Source organism: Pseudomonas sp. GW456-L13, from assembly GCF_017350115.1.
Taxonomy (GTDB): domain Bacteria; phylum Pseudomonadota; class Gammaproteobacteria; order Pseudomonadales; family Pseudomonadaceae; genus Aquipseudomonas; species Aquipseudomonas jessenii.
Window position 1 is genome coordinate 1,843,802 of record NZ_JACNAS010000001.1, and the last position, 19,744, is coordinate 1,863,545.

General features: G+C 60.2%; 23 protein-coding genes. 6 read left to right on the forward strand and 17 right to left on the reverse strand.

The genetic code is table 11. The features are described 5' to 3' along the window. Positions 1-173: 173 nt before the first annotated feature. The 6 genes from tam to J4D25_RS08415 form a co-directional block, all read right to left on the reverse strand. A complete protein-coding gene (gene tam / locus J4D25_RS08390; RefSeq protein WP_057716043.1) occupies positions 174-944 on the reverse strand; it encodes a trans-aconitate 2-methyltransferase in 771 nt (256 codons plus the stop codon). A gap of 213 nt (positions 945-1,157) precedes the next feature. Beyond that, entirely contained in the window at positions 1,158-1,661 is a 504-nt protein-coding gene (locus J4D25_RS08395) for a DUF4142 domain-containing protein (protein WP_057716657.1), read from the reverse strand. A 72-nt stretch (positions 1,662-1,733) separates the two neighbouring features. Further along, the gene (locus J4D25_RS08400; RefSeq protein ID WP_007976786.1) at positions 1,734-1,892 is read right to left on the reverse strand and encodes a KGG domain-containing protein; all 159 of its coding nucleotides are present in this window, start codon (positions 1,890-1,892) and stop codon (positions 1,734-1,736) included. Between the two features lie 118 nt (positions 1,893-2,010). Next, complete coding sequence (locus J4D25_RS08405; protein ID WP_057716044.1) at positions 2,011-3,357, reverse strand: bifunctional diguanylate cyclase/phosphodiesterase; 1,347 nt, start codon at positions 3,355-3,357, stop codon at positions 2,011-2,013. A 79-nt stretch (positions 3,358-3,436) separates the two neighbouring features. Next, the gene (locus J4D25_RS08410) at positions 3,437-4,075 is read right to left on the reverse strand and encodes a LysE family translocator (protein WP_057716045.1); all 639 of its coding nucleotides are present in this window, start codon (positions 4,073-4,075) and stop codon (positions 3,437-3,439) included. A gap of 87 nt (positions 4,076-4,162) precedes the next feature. Next, complete coding sequence (locus J4D25_RS08415; protein WP_057716046.1) at positions 4,163-5,071, reverse strand: LysR family transcriptional regulator; 909 nt, start codon at positions 5,069-5,071, stop codon at positions 4,163-4,165. 77 nt (positions 5,072-5,148) lie between these two features. Here J4D25_RS08415 and J4D25_RS08420 point away from each other — a divergent pair, with 77 nt between their 5' ends. Then, positions 5,149-5,637, forward strand: coding sequence for a DMT family transporter (locus J4D25_RS08420; RefSeq protein WP_057716047.1), 489 nt, complete (start codon positions 5,149-5,151; stop codon positions 5,635-5,637). A gap of 78 nt (positions 5,638-5,715) precedes the next feature. On the opposite strand, the gene J4D25_RS08425 is transcribed toward J4D25_RS08420, so the two are convergent. The 4 genes from J4D25_RS08425 to J4D25_RS08440 form a co-directional block, all read right to left on the reverse strand. Continuing rightward, the gene (locus J4D25_RS08425; protein ID WP_057716048.1) at positions 5,716-7,047 is read right to left on the reverse strand and encodes an MFS transporter; all 1,332 of its coding nucleotides are present in this window, start codon (positions 7,045-7,047) and stop codon (positions 5,716-5,718) included. A gap of 174 nt (positions 7,048-7,221) precedes the next feature. Beyond that, positions 7,222-8,148, reverse strand: coding sequence for a hydroxymethylglutaryl-CoA lyase (locus tag J4D25_RS08430; protein WP_057716049.1), 927 nt, complete (start codon positions 8,146-8,148; stop codon positions 7,222-7,224). Further along, positions 8,145-9,338: a CaiB/BaiF CoA-transferase family protein gene (locus J4D25_RS08435; RefSeq protein ID WP_057716050.1), complete on the reverse strand. Its 1,194-nt coding sequence runs from the start codon at positions 9,336-9,338 to the stop codon at positions 8,145-8,147. The genes J4D25_RS08430 and J4D25_RS08435 overlap by 4 nt, the downstream gene beginning before the upstream one ends. A gap of 236 nt (positions 9,339-9,574) precedes the next feature. Next, entirely contained in the window at positions 9,575-10,483 is a 909-nt protein-coding gene (locus tag J4D25_RS08440; protein WP_057716051.1) for a LysR family transcriptional regulator, read from the reverse strand. Positions 10,484-10,614: 131 nt separating this feature from the next. Here J4D25_RS08440 and J4D25_RS08445 point away from each other — a divergent pair, with 131 nt between their 5' ends. After that, positions 10,615-11,634 carry a DUF4917 family protein gene (locus tag J4D25_RS08445; RefSeq protein ID WP_057716052.1) on the forward strand — a complete coding sequence of 340 codons (1,020 nt, stop codon included), beginning with the start codon at positions 10,615-10,617 and terminating at the stop codon, positions 11,632-11,634. Positions 11,635-11,751: 117 nt separating this feature from the next. Here J4D25_RS08445 and J4D25_RS08450 read toward each other — a convergent pair whose 3' ends face one another. Further along, positions 11,752-12,294 (reverse strand): helix-turn-helix domain-containing protein, encoded by a 543-nt coding sequence (locus J4D25_RS08450; RefSeq protein ID WP_057716658.1) that lies wholly within the window; start codon positions 12,292-12,294, stop codon positions 11,752-11,754. Between the two features lie 159 nt (positions 12,295-12,453). Here J4D25_RS08450 and J4D25_RS08455 point away from each other — a divergent pair, with 159 nt between their 5' ends. Both J4D25_RS08455 and J4D25_RS08460 read left to right on the forward strand, forming a co-directional pair. Continuing rightward, positions 12,454-13,236 carry an aldolase gene (locus J4D25_RS08455; protein WP_057716053.1) on the forward strand — a complete coding sequence of 261 codons (783 nt, stop codon included), beginning with the start codon at positions 12,454-12,456 and terminating at the stop codon, positions 13,234-13,236. A gap of 26 nt (positions 13,237-13,262) precedes the next feature. Next, positions 13,263-14,150, forward strand: coding sequence for a dihydrodipicolinate synthase family protein (locus tag J4D25_RS08460; protein ID WP_057716054.1), 888 nt, complete (start codon positions 13,263-13,265; stop codon positions 14,148-14,150). A gap of 142 nt (positions 14,151-14,292) precedes the next feature. On the opposite strand, the gene J4D25_RS08465 is transcribed toward J4D25_RS08460, so the two are convergent. From J4D25_RS08465 to J4D25_RS08475, 3 genes are all read right to left on the reverse strand, one after another. Beyond that, entirely contained in the window at positions 14,293-14,637 is a 345-nt protein-coding gene (locus J4D25_RS08465; RefSeq protein ID WP_057716055.1) for a YegP family protein, read from the reverse strand. A gap of 172 nt (positions 14,638-14,809) precedes the next feature. Next, positions 14,810-15,115, reverse strand: coding sequence for a ribbon-helix-helix domain-containing protein (locus J4D25_RS08470; protein ID WP_057716056.1), 306 nt, complete (start codon positions 15,113-15,115; stop codon positions 14,810-14,812). Between the two features lie 14 nt (positions 15,116-15,129). Continuing rightward, positions 15,130-15,711 (reverse strand): DJ-1/PfpI family protein, encoded by a 582-nt coding sequence (locus tag J4D25_RS08475; protein WP_008051822.1) that lies wholly within the window; start codon positions 15,709-15,711, stop codon positions 15,130-15,132. 322 nt (positions 15,712-16,033) lie between these two features. Between J4D25_RS08475 and J4D25_RS08480 the strand changes: the two genes are divergently transcribed. Beyond that, positions 16,034-16,954 (forward strand): DMT family transporter, encoded by a 921-nt coding sequence (locus J4D25_RS08480; protein WP_057716057.1) that lies wholly within the window; start codon positions 16,034-16,036, stop codon positions 16,952-16,954. A gap of 60 nt (positions 16,955-17,014) precedes the next feature. Here J4D25_RS08480 and J4D25_RS08485 read toward each other — a convergent pair whose 3' ends face one another. The 3 genes from J4D25_RS08485 to J4D25_RS08495 all read right to left on the reverse strand — a co-directional run bounded on the left by J4D25_RS08485 (position 17,015) and on the right by J4D25_RS08495 (position 19,005). Next, a complete protein-coding gene (locus J4D25_RS08485) occupies positions 17,015-18,229 on the reverse strand; it encodes an SAM-dependent methyltransferase (protein ID WP_057716058.1) in 1,215 nt (404 codons plus the stop codon). A 132-nt stretch (positions 18,230-18,361) separates the two neighbouring features. Then, positions 18,362-18,724 (reverse strand): hypothetical protein, encoded by a 363-nt coding sequence (locus tag J4D25_RS08490; RefSeq protein WP_057716059.1) that lies wholly within the window; start codon positions 18,722-18,724, stop codon positions 18,362-18,364. A 2-nt stretch (positions 18,725-18,726) separates the two neighbouring features. Next, entirely contained in the window at positions 18,727-19,005 is a 279-nt protein-coding gene (locus J4D25_RS08495; RefSeq protein WP_057716060.1) for an ogr/Delta-like zinc finger family protein, read from the reverse strand. A 300-nt stretch (positions 19,006-19,305) separates the two neighbouring features. Here J4D25_RS08495 and J4D25_RS08500 point away from each other — a divergent pair, with 300 nt between their 5' ends. Beyond that, on the forward strand, positions 19,306-19,734 hold the full coding sequence (locus J4D25_RS08500; protein ID WP_057716061.1) for a helix-turn-helix domain-containing protein: 429 nt from the start codon (positions 19,306-19,308) through the stop codon (positions 19,732-19,734). The last annotated feature ends 10 nt before the right edge of the window (positions 19,735-19,744 follow it).

Genomic DNA, 19,744 nt, shown 5'->3' on the forward strand with positions numbered 1-19,744 from the left:
ATGCACAATTCAGAGTTGGGAATCATGATCATTTCATTGATCGGGTTGTTCGGCTTTGCCTCCTTTGCTTTTGAGTACTTGAGTGCCCGGCGCTCAAAAAAGAACAAGCCACAGTGATTTTTCAAAATCGAAAAAAGGGGCAGATGACGCTCATCAACTGTCCCTGTTTTGCTTCAGCGGGTCGCGACGATAAACAGTCGCGGAAATGGTAACAGCACCGAACCATCGGCCAGGGCCGGATACGCCCGCTCGATAGCAGTCTGATATTGCTTCAGATACTGCGCCCGTTCCGCCTCGTCCAGCGGATCGAGAAACGGCCGCAAGCCACTCCCCTTGAACCACTCCACCACGCCAGACGCACCGCCCGCGAGCGGATGATGGTAAGTGGTGCGCCATACATCGACACGGGTGCAACAGGCTTTGAGTATCGAGTAATAACCGCTGGCATCGGCCATTTCGGTCCTCTGCCCGGCGGCACCTGCCAGTTTGCCGACCCATGGGCCATCAGCGGCGACTTCACGCATCAAACGGTGCGAGTGTTCATTCAGGTTGTCAGGCATCTGGACGGCCAGGCTGCCACCCGGCGCCAGTTTGCTCACCAGCGACGGTAGCAACGTGGCGTGATCAGGCACCCACTGCAACACCGCGTTGGCGAAAATCACATCGAACGGGCCACTGTCATTCCAGGTGTCGATGTCGGCGATGTCGAATTGCACCTGCGGCAAGCGCTTACGCGCGGCGTCGATCATGTCGCTGGAACTGTCCAGCCCACGCACCGTGGCATCGGCAAAGCGCTCCACCAGCAACTCGGTGGAGTTGCCGGGCCCGCAACCGATATCGATGGCCAAGCGCACGTCCCCGGCGGGGACGGCCGCCAGCAGGTCACGGGCGGGACGGGTGCGTTCATCTTCAAAAGCGACGTACTGTTTGGCGGACCAACTCATTGCGTTCTCCTGTCGGTGCGTTGTCCTCGGGACGCTACGATACCGCGGCGAGCACCGCTAAAGGTTTCAGAAAATAACCTTTTCGATCACGTCGAGTGTTTGACCTCAATGGCCTGAACCCAACGCATAATCCCAAGCCGAATCTGGACCAGTGCTGAACAGAAAAACGGCGCGTGACTGAAGCCCCGCGCCGTTTGTGTTCAAACCTTCAGGTCAACGACTGGCTTGCAACGCCTTGGCCATTTCCAGGTGATTTTGCAGTTTAGGCAGGGTTTCTTCGGCGAACGCCTTGATTTGCGGCACGTCGGTGGTCTGCGCCTCCTGCTGCAGCTGTTCGATGGCTTCCTGGGTGGTCTTCACCTGACTGGCGGTATAGGCCTCATCGTAGGTCGCCCCATCCATGACTTGTGGCATCAGGGCTTTGGCCTTTTCGACAATTTCTTCCCGGGGGGCGACCGGTATATCCAGTTGTTTGGCGATTTTAGCCAGGTGCTGGTTCGCCGTGGTGCGGTCGTTGATGACGATAATGGTGTAGTCCTTGACCTCTTTGGACTCGGCTTTCTGGTGCGCCAGGCGACTAGCTTCAATATCGGCAATACCTTTTGCCGAGGCCTCGTCGATGAACTCGGCAGTCGACTGGGCAAAGACGCCACTGGCAAACAGGCCCAGTAACGCGGCAAGACTGGTATTACATAATCGGGTGGCCATCCGGTTCATGGTCGCGCCCTCCTCTTCAAATTCAAACGGGAGCTTTCGCCCCCGCTTCTCAATCAAAACCACCATCATCCATTACTTGGATTTCTGTCCGGGCTTGCGGCCCATGTCGGGTTTCGCAGGCTCTTTGTCGACAGTCGTCGTGGTGGTTTTCCCACCCTTGCGACCGGCTTCAGAGGCCTTCGTTCGATCATTGGCGAAGTTCCCCGAGTTCGAGTTTCTTGAATTAGGCATGATTCTCTTCCTCTTGGTGGTAGTCGCGGCGAGCTGTAGCCCGCATAGAATCTGAATTTGCGCGCCCCAAAAGGTTTAGAAAATTACGTGGATGCCACGACGAACGGTGCGCGGTTTTTCAGACCAGTCGCAGGTGATGCTCGCGTTTGGCGCAGTACATCGCCTCGTCGGCATGCCGGAACAATTGCTTCTCTTCGGTGCCGTGATCGGGGTATCGGGCGACGCCGATGCTGGGCTGGATATTCAGGCTGTGCCCGTCCAGGCGCAGGGGCTGACCCAGGACCTGACGGACTTTCTCGACCACAAGGTCGGTATCGTCCGCCGCGTGAATGCTGTGCAGCAACACCACGAACTCATCGCCGCCGATGCGGGCCACGGTGTCGATTTCCCGCACGCAGCCCTTGAGCCTGTTGGCCACCGCTTGCAACAGCATGTCGCCGACCGCGTGCCCATGGGTGTCGTTGACTTGCTTGAAGCGGTCAAGGTCGACGTACAGCAGCGCCATGCGCCCGCCGCCCTCCCGGGCCACTTGCAGTGACGCCTTGAGCCGTTCGCGCAGCAGCTCGCGGTTGGGTAACTGGGTCAGTTGGTCGTACTGGGCCATGTGTTGCAGGCGGGCGTGCAATTGCTTGCGCTCGATGGCAGTGGCCACCTGGGCGCAGACGTATTGCAGCAGCTCCTTGTCTTGCTCGGTGTAGCGTTCGCCGCCCGGAATGCTTTTGACGACCAGCGCGCCGATGGTGCCGTTTTGCGAACTCAGCGGCACACCCAGCCAACAGGGTGCGTTCTGTTCGGTCTGCAGCATTTCGAAGCCGGCAAGAGGTGGGCACTGGCCCGGAGTCAACAGGATCGGCTGCCCCGTGCAGATCACCTCGACACACAGGCGCCCGGTCATGGTTCCAGGCTGTTCGGGCTGTGGCTCGTGGTCATCGACGTGATAGGGAAAGTTCAGCTGTGCGCAGTGCTGGTCGTACAGCGCCACGGAAAAACTCAATGCCGGCAGCCATTCGCCGATGATCATGTGGATGCGTTTGAACAACGCCAGCAGATCCTCTGCCGCATGGGCCGCTTCGGAAATCGCATACAACGCTGCCTGCCGGGACTCGGCCTGCTTACGCTCGGTGATGTCACGAGCAACGGCGATGCGCAGTTGATCGTCCTCGGACCAGCGTGCCGACCAGAGGATGTGCACCACACTGCCATCCTTGCGCAGGTAGCGGTTTTCGAAGTTGAGCTTGGGCTCACCGCCCATGATCTCCCGGGCGGCGTCGAGGGTGCGCTGGCGATCGCCCGGGTGCACCATGTCGATCATCGCCTCGCCGATCATCTCATCGGCGCTGTAGCCAAAAATGCGCTCGCATGCCGCGCTGACAAAGACGAAGCGGCCCTGCTTATCCACCGCACAGACGGCGTCCAGCAACAGATCGATATAACTCGCCAGCGGCGCGGAATTCCGGTTTTCCATGGTTCAGCGTGGGTGCCCCGATAATGCAGCGCTCTTCAATCATCCCTGCCCCGTCAGCCTTGCATCCCTGTGATTACATTCAAGCCTTTTCCGGCATCAGCCCCGGCAACGCATGGACCAGCGCATTAATGGCGAAACCGATGAACATTACCCCGCACAACCGGGTGATTGCCAGTTCATGACGCTGGTACAAGGTGCGCACACGCCGTGCACCGACGATGCCGATGAGAATAGCGTAGGCGAGCAACCCGCCGACGAAACTCAGGGCGATCAGCGCCGGCAGCATTGACCAGTTGAGCAGTTCCGCGCGACTCGACAGCAATGCCGTGAACGTCGCCACCGCCACTGGATAGGCCTTGGGATTGGTCAGGCCAAACAGGATGCCGTGCCAGAACGGCTGCCGCGCCGGGCCCTGCGGCGCATCACCGCTGCTACGCCGGGCGCGCACAGCACGCCAGCCGAGCCAGAACAGGTACAGGCCGCTGAGCACACCGAGCACGTCAAACGCCGTACTGCCGATCTCCCGCGCACCGACAATCGCGATCAGCGCCGTGCTGCACCAGACCACATCACCGAGCAAATGCCCGCACAGAAACCCCGCCCCGGCCCGTCGCCCATGGGCCGCGCCAATGCCGAACACCGCCAGCACACCCGGCCCCGGGGTGATGCCGTAGATAAAACCCGAGGCAAGCACGGCCATTAGCAACGATGGGGTCATGGGGAGTCCTTTTGAACGGCTTGGTGAATGATGGCCAGTCTATATCAGGACCTCAACTGCCGACTGCCTGATCGCGACAGAAATCAGTCAACGGTGGGTCCCTTGGACGATCCGCTCATTCAACCAGTTCAACGCCTGATCCCCACCCCGCCGTTTATGCCACGCCAACACAAAGGTGAACGACGGAATGTGAAACGGCGGTGGCACGACAACCAATGAAGACTGATCAATATCGCGCAAGCCGCGCGACGCGACGGTGAGGATCAGGTCGGTGCCACTGATGAGCTGCGGGGCGACGCTCCAGTGTGGCAGGCTGACAGCCACACGCCGGCGTTCGCGCAATGCAGTCAATGCACGTTCGATTTCCGGGGTGCCGCTGCCGCGCATTTCCAACAGGACGTGAGGCCGAACCAGGTAAGTGGGCAGGTCGAGGCCACCATCGGCGGGCAGGCTGTTGCGGTCCACCAGGCAGGCATAGTGCTCTTCGAACAGGGGCGCGCTGCGCAACTCATGGGGCATTTCCGGGAATACACCGGCGGCGACATCAATGTCACCGTTGAGCACCCCTTCGAGCATGCTTTCGCGGCTTCCATGGCTGATTTGCAGGTCGATGCCCGGCGCTTCGCGGCGCAACGTTCGGATCAGTCCCGGCAAGACAATGGCGGCGCCGTAGTCGGACATCGCCAGACGGAAGGTGCGCTGGGTGGTCGCGGGATCGAAGGCGTTCGGCGCCAGCAGCGCTTGCACCTGGGCCAGGGCTGCGGCCAGCGGTACCACGAGTTCCAGCGCTCGCGGAGTCGGCACAAGACCGGCACCGGCGCGCACCAGCAGCGGATCGCCGAGCAGGTCACGCAAGCGCGCCAGCGCATGGCTGACCGCTGGCTGGCTCAAGTGCAGACGCTCGGCCGCCCGGGTCACGTGTTGCTCGCTGAGCAAGGCGTCGAGGATCACCAGCAAGTTGAGGTCGATACGGCGAAGATTATTCATCTGCTGCATGTTCTGGATAACAAAACGGAATTTAAATCTGCGCGACGAATACCCTAGAGTCCAGCAAAACCTGTTGGAGATCGATCATGAGTACGTTGCATTGGGCCGGTCTGATTGGACTGGCGATGATCGCCGGGGCGGTGGTGCCGTTTCAGAGCGCGATCAACGTCAATCTCGGGCGCGGGTTGGGCCATCCGCTGTGGGCGACACTCGCCTCGTTGCTGGTGAGCGTTGTGGTGCTGTTGCCGATCATCGTTGCGATGCGCTTGCCGTTGCCATCACTGGCATTCATCAGCAAGGCGCCGCTCTGGATGTGGGCCGGTGGCGCTTTTGGGGTGATATTCATTTCCCTGGCATTGGTGCTGCTGCCCAAGCTGGGTGCCGCGGGGTTCATGGCATTGGCGCTGGCGGGGCAGGTGGTGGGGTCGTTGTTGCTGGATCACTTCGGCTGGTTTGGGTTGGTGGAGCGGCCACTCAGCTTGCCCAAGGTGTTTGGGGTGGTGCTGTTGATGGCCGGGGTGGTGCTGATTCAGTTTAGTGACGCTGCGGAAAAAGCGATGACAGCGACTTCTTGAAGATCAAAAGATCGCAGCCTCCGGCAGCGCCTACCGGGATGCGTGGTCCGAGCAGGCGCTGCCGAAGGCTGCGATCTTTTAAAACTTATCGAGTGTGCGCAACTTCTGCGGCAACCCCCACAACAACAGCGCCACGGCGATCAGCGCACACACACCAATGACATACAGCGCCGGCGTGGTGCTGCCGGTCAGGTCCTTGATTCGGCCGACCATCACCGGGCTGACGATGCCGCCGAACTGGCCCAGGGTGTTGATCACCGCAATCCCGCCGGCCGCGCCCGCGCCGGCACCGGCCAGCAGTTTCGGCGGCAGGGTCCAGAAGCTCGGGATGGAGGCGATGATCCCGGCACCGAGCAGGCCCAACGCGACAATCAGGAAGGTCGTGTGACTGGCGAAGATCCCCGCACAGAAGAACCCGACCGCACCGACCGCCACCAGACCGGCGACAAACTTGCGCCGCTCGCCAGAAGCATCGGACAGCCGTCCGATCACCACCATGCTGATGGCGCCGCAGATATAAGGGATAGCGGTCAGCAAGCCGATCATCACCGGACTCTCGGTACCTGCGCTGCGGATCAGTTGCGGCGCCCAGAAATTCAAGCCGTAGGACGCCACCTGAATCAGGAAATAGATCAGCCCCAAAGTCAGGAAGCCCGGAATCCGCAGCGCGGCGAGCAGCGAACCACCGCTCTTGTGCGGCTCATGCTGAGCGATACGGCTGGCCAGCAAAGTCTTCTCCGAAGGCGTCAGCCAATGGGCGTCTTCGATGCGGTCCTTGAGCAGGGTCAGCACCAGCAAACCGAGGCCGATACACGGAACGCCACCGAGCAGGAACAGCCAGTGCCAGCCACGCATTTGCAGCACACCGTCAAGGTGTTGCAGCACCAGGCCGGAGAACGGCGCGCCCACCAGACCAGCGAACGCCGACGCCAGGAACAGCATCGAGGTGATGCGCCCGCGATAGTGCTGCGGGAACCACAGGGTCAGGTAATACAGCACGCCCGGAGCGAAACCCGCCTCCATCGCGCCGATCACGAAGCGCAGCACGTAGAACTGCCATTCGCTGTTGACGAACACCATGGCCGCCGTGGCCAGGCCCCAGGACATCATGATCCGGGCGATCCAGCGCCGGGCGCCGACCTTGTACAGCATCATGTTGCTGGGCACTTCGAAAATCACATAACCGACCACGAACAACCCGGCGCCGAGGCCGTAAGCGGTGTCGCTCAGACTCAGGTCGGCCTGCAGCTGAAACTTGGCGAAGCTGATGTTGATGCGGTCGAAAAAGGCGAACAGGTAGCAGACCATGATCAGCGGCATCAGGCGCCAGGCGACTTTGCTGACCAGGGCTTTTTCTTCGTCGTGGCTAACGGCCGGGCTCGCGCCGGCCTCCAGTGCATTAAGGCTCATTGCGTTTCTCCAGGCGGACTTCCCGTGGGTGTCCGATTGTTTTTGTTGTCTGGTTGAGGTGCTTTTTTATTGTGGGAGCGAGCTTGCTCGCGATTGCGTCGGGTCAGCCAACATTGAGGTTGACTGTGACTCAGTCATCGCGAGCAAGCTCGCTCCCACAGGTGTTCTGCGGTGTCAGGCAGGGATCGGGTGCAGGTCGCAATTGCGCCCGGCCTTGGCCAGTTGACCGGGCACTTCATGGCCGAGCAGCGCCGGCAGTCCCCGGGACAGTTTCAGCAGCAGCGGCAAATCGATGCCGGTGTGAATGCCGACTTCATCGCACAGGTTCACCAGATCCTCGGTGCAGATGTTTCCCGATGCCCCCGGTGCGAACGGGCAGCCGCCGAGGCCGCCGAGGGCTGCGTCGAAACGCCGGGCACCAGCTTCGTAAGCGGCCAACACGTTGCACAGGCCAAGACCGCGAGTGTTGTGAAAATGCAGGGTCAGGTCTGATGGGGAGACCCGTTGCAGCACCCGACGCACCAGCCGGTCGACCTGACGCGGGTTGGCCATGCCCGTGGTATCGGCCAGGGTGATGCCCTGGATGCCGAGCTCCTGATAGGCGTCGACGATTTGCAGTACCCGGTCCTCATCGATCTTGCCTTCAAACGGGCAGCCGAAGGTGGTGGCGATGCTGGCGTTGAGTCGCACCGGGCTGTCGCCGACGAACTGCACAATCTCGCCGAACGCGGCCAACGAATCTTCACAGCGCATGCGCATGTTCGCCAGGTTGTGGGTCTGGCTCGCGGACATCACCAGGTTCAGCTCATCGACACTGCACGCCAATGCCCGTTGCGCGCCTTTGAGGTTGGGGATCAGCGCGACATAGATCACCCCCGGTTGCCGGGTAATGCCCTTGAACACCAGTTCACCATCGCGCAGCGCAGGAATGGCCTTGGGCGACACGAACGAACCGGCTTCGATGCGGCTGAACCCGGCCAGCGACAGTTGATCGATCAGAGCGATCTTGTCGTGGGTTTCAACCCAGGTCGGCTCGATTTGCAAACCGTCGCGCGGGGACACTTCCTGCACGATCAGGCTGTTGGAATAATCGGTGATCATTGCACCACTCCTTCGACTTTCAGGCGTTCAATGTCCATCGCGGTCAGACCCAGTTGCGCGAGGATGCCGTCGGTGTGCTGACCCAGCCCGGGGCCGGACCAGTTCACGCCGCCGGGCGTCTCGGAGAGTTTCGGTACGATGCCTGGCATCTTCACCGTGGCGCCACCGGGCAACTCGGCATTGAGCAGCATGTCCCGCGCCTGATAGTGCGGATCGGCGACGATGTCGGCCACCGAGTAGATGCGTCCGGCCGGGACTTCGGCGGCTTCCAGCGCGGCCAGCACCTCGTCGATGGGCAAACTGCTGGTCCAGTGGGTGATGGCGGCGTCGAGCAGGTTGCTCTTGGCTGCACGCCCGTCGTTGTGGGCGAACTCCGGGGCCTCGGCCAGATCGGCGCGGCCGATGGTTTGCATCAGGCGTTTGTAGATCGGATCGCTGTTGCCGGCAATCACCACGTAGGCGCCGTCGGCCGTCAGGTAGGTGTTGGACGGCGCGATACCCGGTAAGGCACCGCCGCTGCGTTCGCGCACATGGCCAAGCATGTCGTATTCCGGCACCAGGCTTTCCATGACGTTGAACACGCTTTCGGCCAGGGACACATCAACGATTTGCCCGCCGCCCTGCCCGGTCTTGACCCTTAGCAGCGACATCAGCGCACCGATCACCGCATGCAGCGAAGCCAGGGAATCGCCAAGGCTCACGCCGACCCGCGCCGGCGGCGAACCGGGTGTGCCGGTGGTGTAGCGAATCCCGCCCATGGCTTCGCCTATGGCACCGAAACCCGGACGATCACGGTACGGGCCGGTCTGGCCGTAACCGGAAATCCGCACCAGCGTCAGGTTGGGGTTGAGTGCATGCAACACGTCCCAACCCAGGCCGAGTTTCTCCAGGGCGCCGGGACGCAGGTTTTCGATCAGTACATCGGCGCTGGTCGCCAGTTGCTTGACCAGTTCGATGCCTTCAGGGGATTTGAGGTTCAGCGCCAGGGACTTCTTGTTGCGTGATTGCAGGTACCACCACAACGAGGTGCCTTCGTGCAGCTTGCGCCATTTGCGCAGGGGATCGCCCTGGCCCATGGCTTCGATCTTGATCACCTCGGCGCCGAACTCGGCCAGCATGCGCGCCGCAAACGGCGCGGCGATCAGCGTGCCGATCTCGATCACTTTGATCGCACTCAAAGGGGCAGTCATCGCGGGGTACCTCTTGTTCTTGGAATATGTGCCAAGGCTAGAGGACAGGTAGCTCGGGAATCCAACCTTCAGTTGGCAACGGGCGTTCGCGAAATGCGAACGCTTTGGGAAATTGTCGTGGCCTCAGGTCAGTCATCGCGAGCAAGCTCGCTCCCACAGGGATCCTCAGTGCGGCGCCGACCCAGTGTGGGAGCGAGCTTGCTCGCGATGAGGCCCGCCCATTCAGCCGAGAACTATTAGGCTGTACCCCGCAAATGCTCAAACAACATCCGGCTCACCGGCGACAACAAAGCTTCATCGCGCACCACCAGAATCAACGCCCGGTCCGACCATTCGTCCGTCAGCGGCACCGCGTGCAAACCCAGGGCCCGGCCAAACAATTCATAAGCCTTGTGCGGCAAAATGCCGATGCCCATATTGGCCTGGATCATCCGACACATCGCATCAAACCCCGGCACATGAATACGAACCCGCAGTACCTTGCCGGCCTGGCGCGCCGCCGCGTGGGTACGCATGTTGATCGAACTGGCGGCATGCAACCCAACGTAATCACTGTCCAGCGTATCGGCGAACGCCACGCTGGACCGACTCGCCAATGGATGGTGCGGCGGCATCAACACCACCAGTTTGTCCTGACGATACAGCACGCTGTGCAGGCCCTTGATGTCACTGTCGATGGAACAGATCCCGAGGTCGGCCACGCCGTCGAGCACGCCCTGAATCACCCCGGCGCTGGGGCGTTCTTCGAGGTCGGTCTTGACCTGTGGGTGACGCTCGGAAAAATCCCGCAGGTCCTCAGGCAAAAACTGAATGATCGCCGACAGGTTGGCGAGCATCCGCACGTAGCCGCGCACACCGTGGCTGTGCTCGCCCAGTTCAAGTCCCATTTTCTCGACGTTGAACAACATCTGCCGGGCATGGTGCAGCAGGGTTTCACCGGCCGGCGTCAGGGACATGCCCTTGGCCTGGCGCACGAACAGGCTGATGCCCAACGCCTCCTCCAGCTCCATCAAACGCTTGCTCGCCGCCGAGACGGCAATCGCTTCGCGCGCCGCTGCACGGGTCAGCGTGCCCTCTTCGTGCACGGCGACGAACAGTTGCAGGGTGATCAGGTCGAGACGGCGGATCAGGCTTTTTTGCAGCATCGGGTACTCGGCGAAGTCGGCTCAGGCGAAGTCGCAGCATAGCGTTCTTCGCCCACGTCGTGCCGTGGTCCAGGCACCGGTCGTGATAAAGTCGCGGCCCACAGACCTTTTGCCGTGAGACGAAGACCGCAATGACCGATTTCCAGGATGTCGATGCTCAACTTGAAGACTGGAACGCCTTGCGCAGCACCACTTCGTTCAGTGGCTTGCTGGTGGGCAACGGTGCCAGTCGCGCGGTGTGGGACGATTTCGGCTACGAGTCGCTGTTCGAAAACGCCCGCACCGTTAAAGAAAAACCCCTGAGCCCGTCCGAGTTGAGCGTGTTCGATGCGATGCAGACCCGCAGTTTCGAGCAGGTACTGAGCGCCTTGAAAACCACCAGCCGGGTCAACAAGGCCCTGGCTGTCAGCTCCGCCGCCCCGCGCAATCGCTACTACGCGATCAAGGAAGCGCTGATCAACACCGTGCACGCGGTGCATATCCCGTGGCGGCTGGTAGTGCCTTCGACGCTGGCGACGATCAATCAGGAGCTGGCCAGCTACCGCACGGTGTTCACCACCAATTACGACCTGCTCAACTACTGGGCAATGCAACACCAGCCTGAGGCGATCAGCGATCTGTTCCAGGGTGCCGAACCCGGTTTCGACCTGAGCGACACGGCCACCGATAAAACCCGTTTGCTGTACCTGCACGGCGGTCTGCATCTGGTGCGCAACCAGGACGGTACGGCGCGCAAGCTGATGTCGACAGAGGGCACGTTGCTGGGCAATTTCGCCATCAACAACACGATCAAGACCCTCGACGACGTGCCGCTGTTCGTCAATGAAAGCCCGAGTGCGGACAAGCTCAAGACCATTCGCAGTTCGGATTACCTGTCGTTCTGCTACGAGCAATTACTCGGTCACGGCCAGGCACTGTGCATCTTCGGCCATGCGTTGGGGGAGCAGGACAGCCACATCATCCATGCCTTGCGCCTGGCGAAACCGCAGGTGGTGGCAATCTCGATTTACCCGCGCAGCAAAGCGTTCATCCAGCACCAGAAGCGGCATTACGCGAAGGTGTTTGAGGGGACTGGGGTTGAGTTGCGGTTCTTTGATTCCAAGAGCCATGCGTTGGGTGGCACGAAGTTATCGGTTCCAGTCGAAGTTTAGTACTGGCCGACCTGACGCTTTCGCGAGCAAGCCCGCTCCCACAGGTGACCGGGTTTCTACAGGAGAAATGCAGTCAAATGTGGGAGCGGGCTTGCTCGCGAAGCTTTTGCAGTCAACTCATTCTTCAGTGCTGTGCACCACCACCAGCAACTGCGCCTGCACCTCGCCCACCGAACGAATCCGGTGCGGCTTTTGCGCATTGAAGTGCAACGCATCGCCACGATCGAGCAGCACGCGCTCGTTCATGAAGTCCACCTCCACCCGCCCTTCGTGGACGAACAAAAACTCCTCGCCCAAATGCTCCTTGAAGGTCTTGTCGGTGAACTCGGCCGGCGGGTAGATGATGAACGGCAACAAGCTGCGTTCGCTGACCTGATGGGCCAGCACCGCGTAGCCCGAATTGTTGTCACTGACGCCCAAGGGTTGCCGTTCGTGGCTGCGCACCAGGCTGTAGCTGTCGAGGCTGACGTTGTCTTCAGAGAACAGTTCCTCGACCTTCACATTCAGCGCCCTGGCCAGTTTCAGGGCCGCAGCAATCGACGGCGTGTTCAACCCGCGCTCGACTTTCGACAGGTAACTCTTGGTCATGCCGGATTGTTCGGCCAGGGTTTCCAACGTCACGCCAAGTTTTTTTCTGAGTAATTTCAAACGGATAGACATGTAGAGCGATTTATCCATCAAGGAGGCAACGATTTGTCCTTGCCAATGACACAATGTGTCATATAGGCTCTTTAGTGTCATTTGCACTCACCGACGACTTTGCGAGGAACCGGTGAATGGCAAACCCGACGTCCATTGAATCACCCAAAGGACACCGATATGGCCAAGACATTAGCGCTGCCCAAAGAGCAGCTGGTCAAGCACGCGCTGAGCCAAATGCAAAATACCCTGGCGGATAATACGTGGACCGCCCGGCAAAAGCTGGCCCTGACCTGCCGCATCCTGTTCGAGCATGGTCACGATTCCGGCCTTGCCGGACAAATCACCGCCCGTGGTCCGCAACCCGGCACTTACTACACTCAACAACTGGGCCTGGGTTTCGACGAAATCACTGCGGGCAACCTGCTGCTGGTCAACGAGGACCTGGAGGTGCTCGAAGGCCACGGCATGCCCAACCCGGCCAATCGTTTTCACAGTTGGGTGTACCGCGCCCGAGCGGATGTGAACTGCATCATTCACACCCATCCGACCCACGTTGCAGCCTTGTCGATGCTGGAAGTGCCGTTGCAGATTTCCCACATGGACCTCTGCCCGCTCTATGACGACTGCGCGTTTCTCGAAGGCTGGCCGGGCGTGCCGGTGGGCAACGAGGAAGGCGAGCTGATTGCCGGGGCACTGGGCGACAAACGGGCGATCCTGCTTTCGCACCATGGCCAATTGTCCACCGGCGGTACCATCGAGGAAGCCTGTGTCATCGCGCAACTGATCGAACGCGCCGCGAAACTGCAACTGCTGGCGATGAGCGCCGGGACCATCAAGCCGATCATTCCCGAACTGGGCCGTGAAGCCCACGACTGGATTGCCCGGCCCAAGCGGCATGCCGCCGCTTTCAACTACTACGCCCGGCAGATCCTGCGCCAACACGCCGATTGCCTGAACTGAACCCATCGATCGAACGGAGAGACACCATGTCCACCGCAAACATTCACGGCATCATCGGCTACACCATCACCCCTTTCACCCCCCACGGCGAAGGCGTTGACCTGGATGCCCTCGGGCGCTCCATCGACCGACTGATCGAGGGCGGCGTACACGCCATCGCACCGCTGGGCAGCACCGGTGAAGGTGCCTACTTGAGCGACGCAGAGTGGGATCAGGTCAGCGAGTTCAGCATCAGGCACGTGGCCAGGCGCGTGCCGACCGTCGTCAGCGTGTCCGACCTGACCACCGCTAAAGCGGTGCGCCGCGCGCGTTTCGCCGAAGCTCACGGCGCCGATGTGGTGATGGTGCTGCCCACGTCCTACTGGAAGCTCAGCGAAGCGGAGATCCTCGCCCATTACCGCGCCATCGGCGACAGCATCGGCGTGCCGATCATGCTCTACAACAACCCGGCCACCAGCGGCACCGACATGTCGGTGGACCTGATCCTGCGCATCGTCAACGCCGTGGAAAACGTGACCATGGTCAAGGAGAGCACCGGCGACATCCAGCGCATGCATCAACTGCAACGTCTCGGCGAAGGCCAGGTGCCGTTCTACAACGGCTGCAATCCGTTGGCCCTGGAGGCCTTCGCCGCCGGCGCAAAAGGCTGGTGCACCGCTGCGCCGAACCTGATCCCGCAGCTCAACCTGGATTTGTACGAAGCAGTGCTGGCCAACGATTTGCGCAAGGCTCGCGAGCTGTTCTATCGCCAGTTGCCGCTGCTGGATTTCATCCTCAAGGGTGGCTTGCCGGCGACGATCAAGGCGGGTTTGCGGGCGACGGGCCTGGAGGTGGGGGATCCGCGGCTGCCGGTATTCCCGTTGAGTGAGGCAGGTTGTGATCAGCAGGAAGATCTGTTGAAGGCCCTGCGCTGATCTCCAGCTGTACATAAAGCCACTGTGGGAGCGAGCTTGCTCGCGATGAGGCCATTACATTCAACACGGATGTTGACTGTCAGACCGCCATCGCGAGCAAGCTCGCTCCCACAGGGATTTTTGCTGGATTTGAAAGCTGTACTCAAAGCACCGGTAAGGTTTTGTCCTTGACCACCGTGGACGAACCGTTGGCCTTCACGCTGGCGATGCCTTTCTCCATGGCGGCATCGGAGGAATAGGCCTCGCTGCTGCCGATGATCTCGTGGTTGCCCGCCTTCAGGTTGAAATACGGGTGGCCATCCTTGGTGATTTTCTTCTCGTAACGCTCATCCAACGGGCTGTTGGCCTGGACCGAGGCAATGCCTTTGTCGGCGGCGGCGTGGGTGGTGTACAGCTCGCTGGTCAGAATGGTCTCGGCGTTGGCCGCCTTGAGGACAAACCTGAACTGGCCATTGCTGCTTTTGCTCACTTCATACCATCCGGACATGCTCTTTCTCCTTGGCGATTGAAAGGTTGCGCGCTTCACAGTAAAGACCAGCCTCGGGTTTCTGTCGCCTGTTCTGGCCCCTTCGCGAGCAAGCTCGCTCCCACAGTAGATTTGTGTACACCAAACCATTGTGGGAGCGAGCTTGCTCGCGATGGCGTCGACACGATCTTCCTTACTTCGCCGCTGCCCGCACCACCGACAACTCCGGTGCTGACGTCCGCCGCTGGCTCAGATACCGCGTACAACTCACCCGCAGGAACGAAGCGAAATTGACCACCTCGCCGCGGTAGTCCATCACCTCTTCATACAGCTTGGCGATCAACTGATTGGTGGTCATGCCGTCGACGTCGGCGATTTCGCTGAGGATGTCCCAGAACTGATTCTCCAGCCGCAAGGTGGTGACCACCCCGCAGATGCGCAGCGAGCGGGAGCGCGATTCGTAGAGTATCGGGTCGGCTTTGACGTACAGCTCGCACATGGGCATGCCCCTCGTTACAGCGTGATTTTGGTACCCAGCAACCCCAGGAAACCGGCCAGCCAGTTCGGATGCGCAGGCCAGGCCGGAGCCGTGGCCAGATTGCCCTGGACATGGCCGTCCGTCACCGGAATATCGATATACGTACCGCCCGCCAGTCGCACTTCCGGAGCGCAGGCCGGATAAGCGCTGCATTCGCGACCTTCGAGAACACCCGCTGCCGCCAGCAACTGCGCGCCATGGCACACGGCAGCGATCGGCTTGCCAGCCTTGTCGAACGCGCGCACCAGTTCCAGGACTTTTTCGTTCAGGCGCAGGTACTCCGGCGCACGGCCGCCCGGAATCAGCACCGCGTCATAATCGGCGGCGTTGACCTTGGCGAAATCGAAGTTCAGGGCAAACAGGTGACCGGGTTTTTCACTGTAGGTCTGGTCGCCTTCAAAGTCATGGATCGCCGTGCGCACGGTCTGGCCGGCAGCCTTGTCCGGGCAAACGGCGTGCACCGTGTGGCCGACCATCAGCAACGCCTGGAACGGCACCATCACTTCATAGTCTTCGACGTAATCACCGACCAGCATCAGAATTTTTTTCGCAGCCATGGGGAGGACTCCTCTGGAAGTGGGCGTGCAGGAGTATTCAAGGTAGTCCTTATCCGGCGGGTCGGGTAACAACCGGCTACTACCTTGTGGCGAGGGGGCTTACCCCCGTTCGCCTGCGAAGCAGGCGCAAAATAGGACAGTGCGGTTCGTTTGATGAAACCGGATAGGGGCTGCTGCGCAGCCCAACGGGGGCAAGCCCCCTCGCCACATAGGTGTGTTCGCAACTGTACGGATAAGTCTGTGCCTAGCTGTAACAGCGGAAAACCCAAGGTTTATGGCTATATGGAGCCTTACCCCATCACCCCATATTCTGGTTGCCATCATGTCCTCGCGCGAAAACACCGGCATGGCCCTGGGCCTGCTCGGCGTTGTGATCTTCAGCCTCACCCTGCCCTTCACGCGGATCGTCGTGCAGGAGCTCCACCCGCTGCTCAATGGCCTGGGCCGGGCACTGTTTGCAGCGGTTCCGGCGGCGTTGCTGTTGCTGTGGCACCGGGAAAAATGGCCGACCTGGAAGCAGGTCAAAGGCCTGACGCTGGTGATGGCCGGGGTGATCCTCGGTTTCCCGGTATTGTCGGCCTGGGCCATGCAAACCTTGCCGGCGTCCCACGGCGCGCTGGTCAACGGATTACAGCCGCTGTGCGTGGCGCTGTACGCCGCGTGGTTGTCCCATGAGCGACCTTCGAAAGCCTTCTGGGCCTGCGCCGCATTGGGCAGTGCGCTGGTGCTCGGTTATGCACTGATCAGCGGTGCCGGCAGCATTCAGGCCGGTGACTTGCTGATGCTTGGTGCCATTGCAGTGGGTGGGCTGGGGTACGCCGAGGGAGGCCGACTGGCCAGGGAGATGGGCGGCTGGCAGGTGATCTGCTGGGCGCTGGTGCTGTCGACGCCGCTGCTGATCGGCCCGGTGGTGTATCTGGCACTGCAACATCAGGGCGAGATTTCCGCCAAGACCTGGTGGGCCTTCGGATATGTCTCGCTGTTTTCGCAGTTCATCGGTTTCTTTGCCTGGTACGCCGGACTGGCCATGGGTGGCATTGCCCGGGTCAGTCAGATCCAGTTGCTGCAGATCTTCTTCACCATCGCCTTCTCGGCGCTGTTCTTCGGTGAACATGTGGAGCCGATTACCTGGCTGTTTGCTGGCGGGGTGATCGTGACGGTGATGCTCGGGCGCAAGACAGCGATCAAACCCAATCCTGTGGGAGCGAGCTTGCTCGCGAAGGACTTGAAACCGACGCGTTGATTCAGAAAGCACGCGTTATCGTTGACGTCCATCGCGAGCTAGCTCGCTCCTACAACAGGATCAGAGGTAACCGTCGGAGCGCAGCAGGGTTTCCAGGCAATGCTCGCTGATGCGATAGAAATCCTTCAGCTCCTGAATCTTCGCCAGCAACTGAGCCGGGTCCACTGGTTCTGCGCGTTTGACCGCCAGGATCATCTTGTTCTTGTTGGTGTGGTCCAGTGAGATGAACTCGAACACCTTGGTCTCGTAGCCGCAGGCCTCAAGGAACAACGCGCGCAAACTGTCGGTGACCATCTCGGCCTGCTGGCCCAGATGCAAGCCGTATTGCAGCATCGGCTTGAGCAGCGCCGGGCTCTGGATTTGCAGGCGGATCTGTTTGTGGCAGCACGGCGAGCACATGATGATCGCCGCGCCGGAACGGATGCCGGTGTGGATCGCATAGTCGGTGGCGATATCGCAGGCATGCAGGGCGATCATCACGTCCAGCTCGCTCGGCGCCACGCTGCGCACGTCACCGCACTTGAACACCAGGCCGGGGTGTTCAAGCCTGGCGGCGGCGGTGTTGCACAGGGTGACCATGTCTTCACGCAGTTCGACGCCGGTCACCTCGCCTTCGGCCTTCAAGGTGTTGCGCAGGTAATCGTGGATGGCGAAGGTCAAGTAGCCCTTGCCCGATCCGAAGTCCGCCACACGCACCGGCTTGTCCAGAGCCAGGGGGGACGACGTCAGCGCATGGCTGAACACTTCGATGAACTTGTTGATCTGCTTCCACTTGCGCGACATCGCCGGGATCAGCTCGTGCTTGCTGTTGGTCACACCGAGGTCGGCGAGAAACGGCCGGCTCAGGTCAAGAAAACGGTTTTTCTCACGGTTGTGCTCGGCCGATGGCACTTCGCGCAATTGCTGAGGTTGGCTCTTGAACAGCGATGACTTGCCTTTTTTGCTGTATTCGAGCTGGGCTTCGTCGGTCAACGACAACAAATGCGCATTTTTGAACGACGCCGGTAGCAGCCCGGCAATGCTCGCCACACCTTCGACCAGCGGCAGGTTCTTGGTGATATCGCGGGTCTTGTAGCGGTAGACAAAAGACAGGCAAGGCTGCGCCTTGACCGTCACCGGTTTGATGATGATCCGCTGCAGGTCCGTTTCATCACCCACGTATTTGGCCAGCACCAGTTTGATGAATGCGTTGTGCTCGAGGCTCGATTGCAGCAGGTCGATGAACTGGGCGTGATGATCCGGCGCGAGGCTGGCGGGAGTGGCGGTGACGGACATGGAAAAACGGCCTCGGCAATACGAATCTGGGGATGCCGGGTATTTTAGGGGGGACGAGGGTTTTGGGCACGGGGTAATTTTGCGCCAGGTCCCGTTCCCGCCGATCGGGACCTGAAATCAACCGTCGCTACCTCATGGCTCCACCAGTCGAAGTTTGCGATTGGTCGGCGAGTTGATGACGAACTTGACGATCAACCCTACCGGCACCGCCCACGTCAGACCGTTGACCGGATCAGTGACCACGGCGACAGTTTCGGAACTTGCAGCCAGATCCAGACGTCGGCGATCGTTGCTGGATTTGAGTAATCCGTACGCGTGGCTGACCAGCCGCTCCGCCTGGTGCATCGGCATATCCAGACTCTGCAAATGCCTCACCGCACGGCAGAACAGCACTTGATCATCAATCACACCCTCGCCTTCATGACGGGTCAGAAACGCCTGCGCTATGGCCAATAGCTCCTCATTCAAATGGGCCTGTTCATCAACCTCCTTCATGCTCAAGACTCCTGTTGCGCTTGCGCCGCCGGAGCACTCTCGGCGACAGGCCGTGCGGCGCGGCGCAAGTCAGGTCCGGCGCACGGCAGGTGCACGGCCGGATTGGGCATGCCACTGGGGGAAAGCTCATGGGTCATTTCGAACTCGGCCCGTACCGACCAGCCGCAGGCCTCCGACGTACATTGCAGGTATGCCACCCGCAGGAAGATATGCCGCCCTTCGCTGGTACGTATGCGCATCCGGTTCAGGCAGTGCGGGCACACCATCTTGTAAGTACTCATACACGCTTCCCTTGGGCCATCCAGTGGTAATCGAATTGATCAAACGCAATACTGTTTGAAACACAATTGGTGAAAGACAGGTGCTGCAAATAACGTCCGCCAGACAAAAGGAAGTGCAACGGGTGGACACGTAATAGATACGAGCCAAGCTCGTAGGAAATCACCCTGATACCATTAGGAAGTTTCGACATCGTATTCTTCAGATTCATAGTTGACGATTGATTACTTACAAGAAAAAACGTACTCATTACGCATACGTTAAGCACTCAAAAAGCATATGTCAAAAGGAAGAGGCTCAAATTGCGTAGCAAAAAATCACAAGCTGTTTTGGCCCGCCTGAAGCAAATCACGGGTACAAAAACTGACGCTTCCCTGTCTACTGCGCTACAGATCAGCCCCCAGACACTCAGCAGCTGGAAAGGCCGCGACAGCACGCCATACTCATTATGCGTAGATATTGCACAGACTCGCGGCATCTCCCTTGACTGGTTGCTGCTGGGCGAGGGGCCAATGCTGCGGCAGCCCCATGTCAACGCTCCTGCAAATGCTGCGGAAACTGCAACAACGCAGGAAAGCACCATCCTTTCGCTGTGGCGATTACTTGATGAGGATGACCGCTGCGCAATACAAAACGCATTGGAGGAAAAGCGACGCCTGCGGGATCTGGAAACACAACTTTCCGAAATGGCCGCTACCCTGGCCTCACTTGGACACTCAAACAAAACCTGACTTGAAGTCC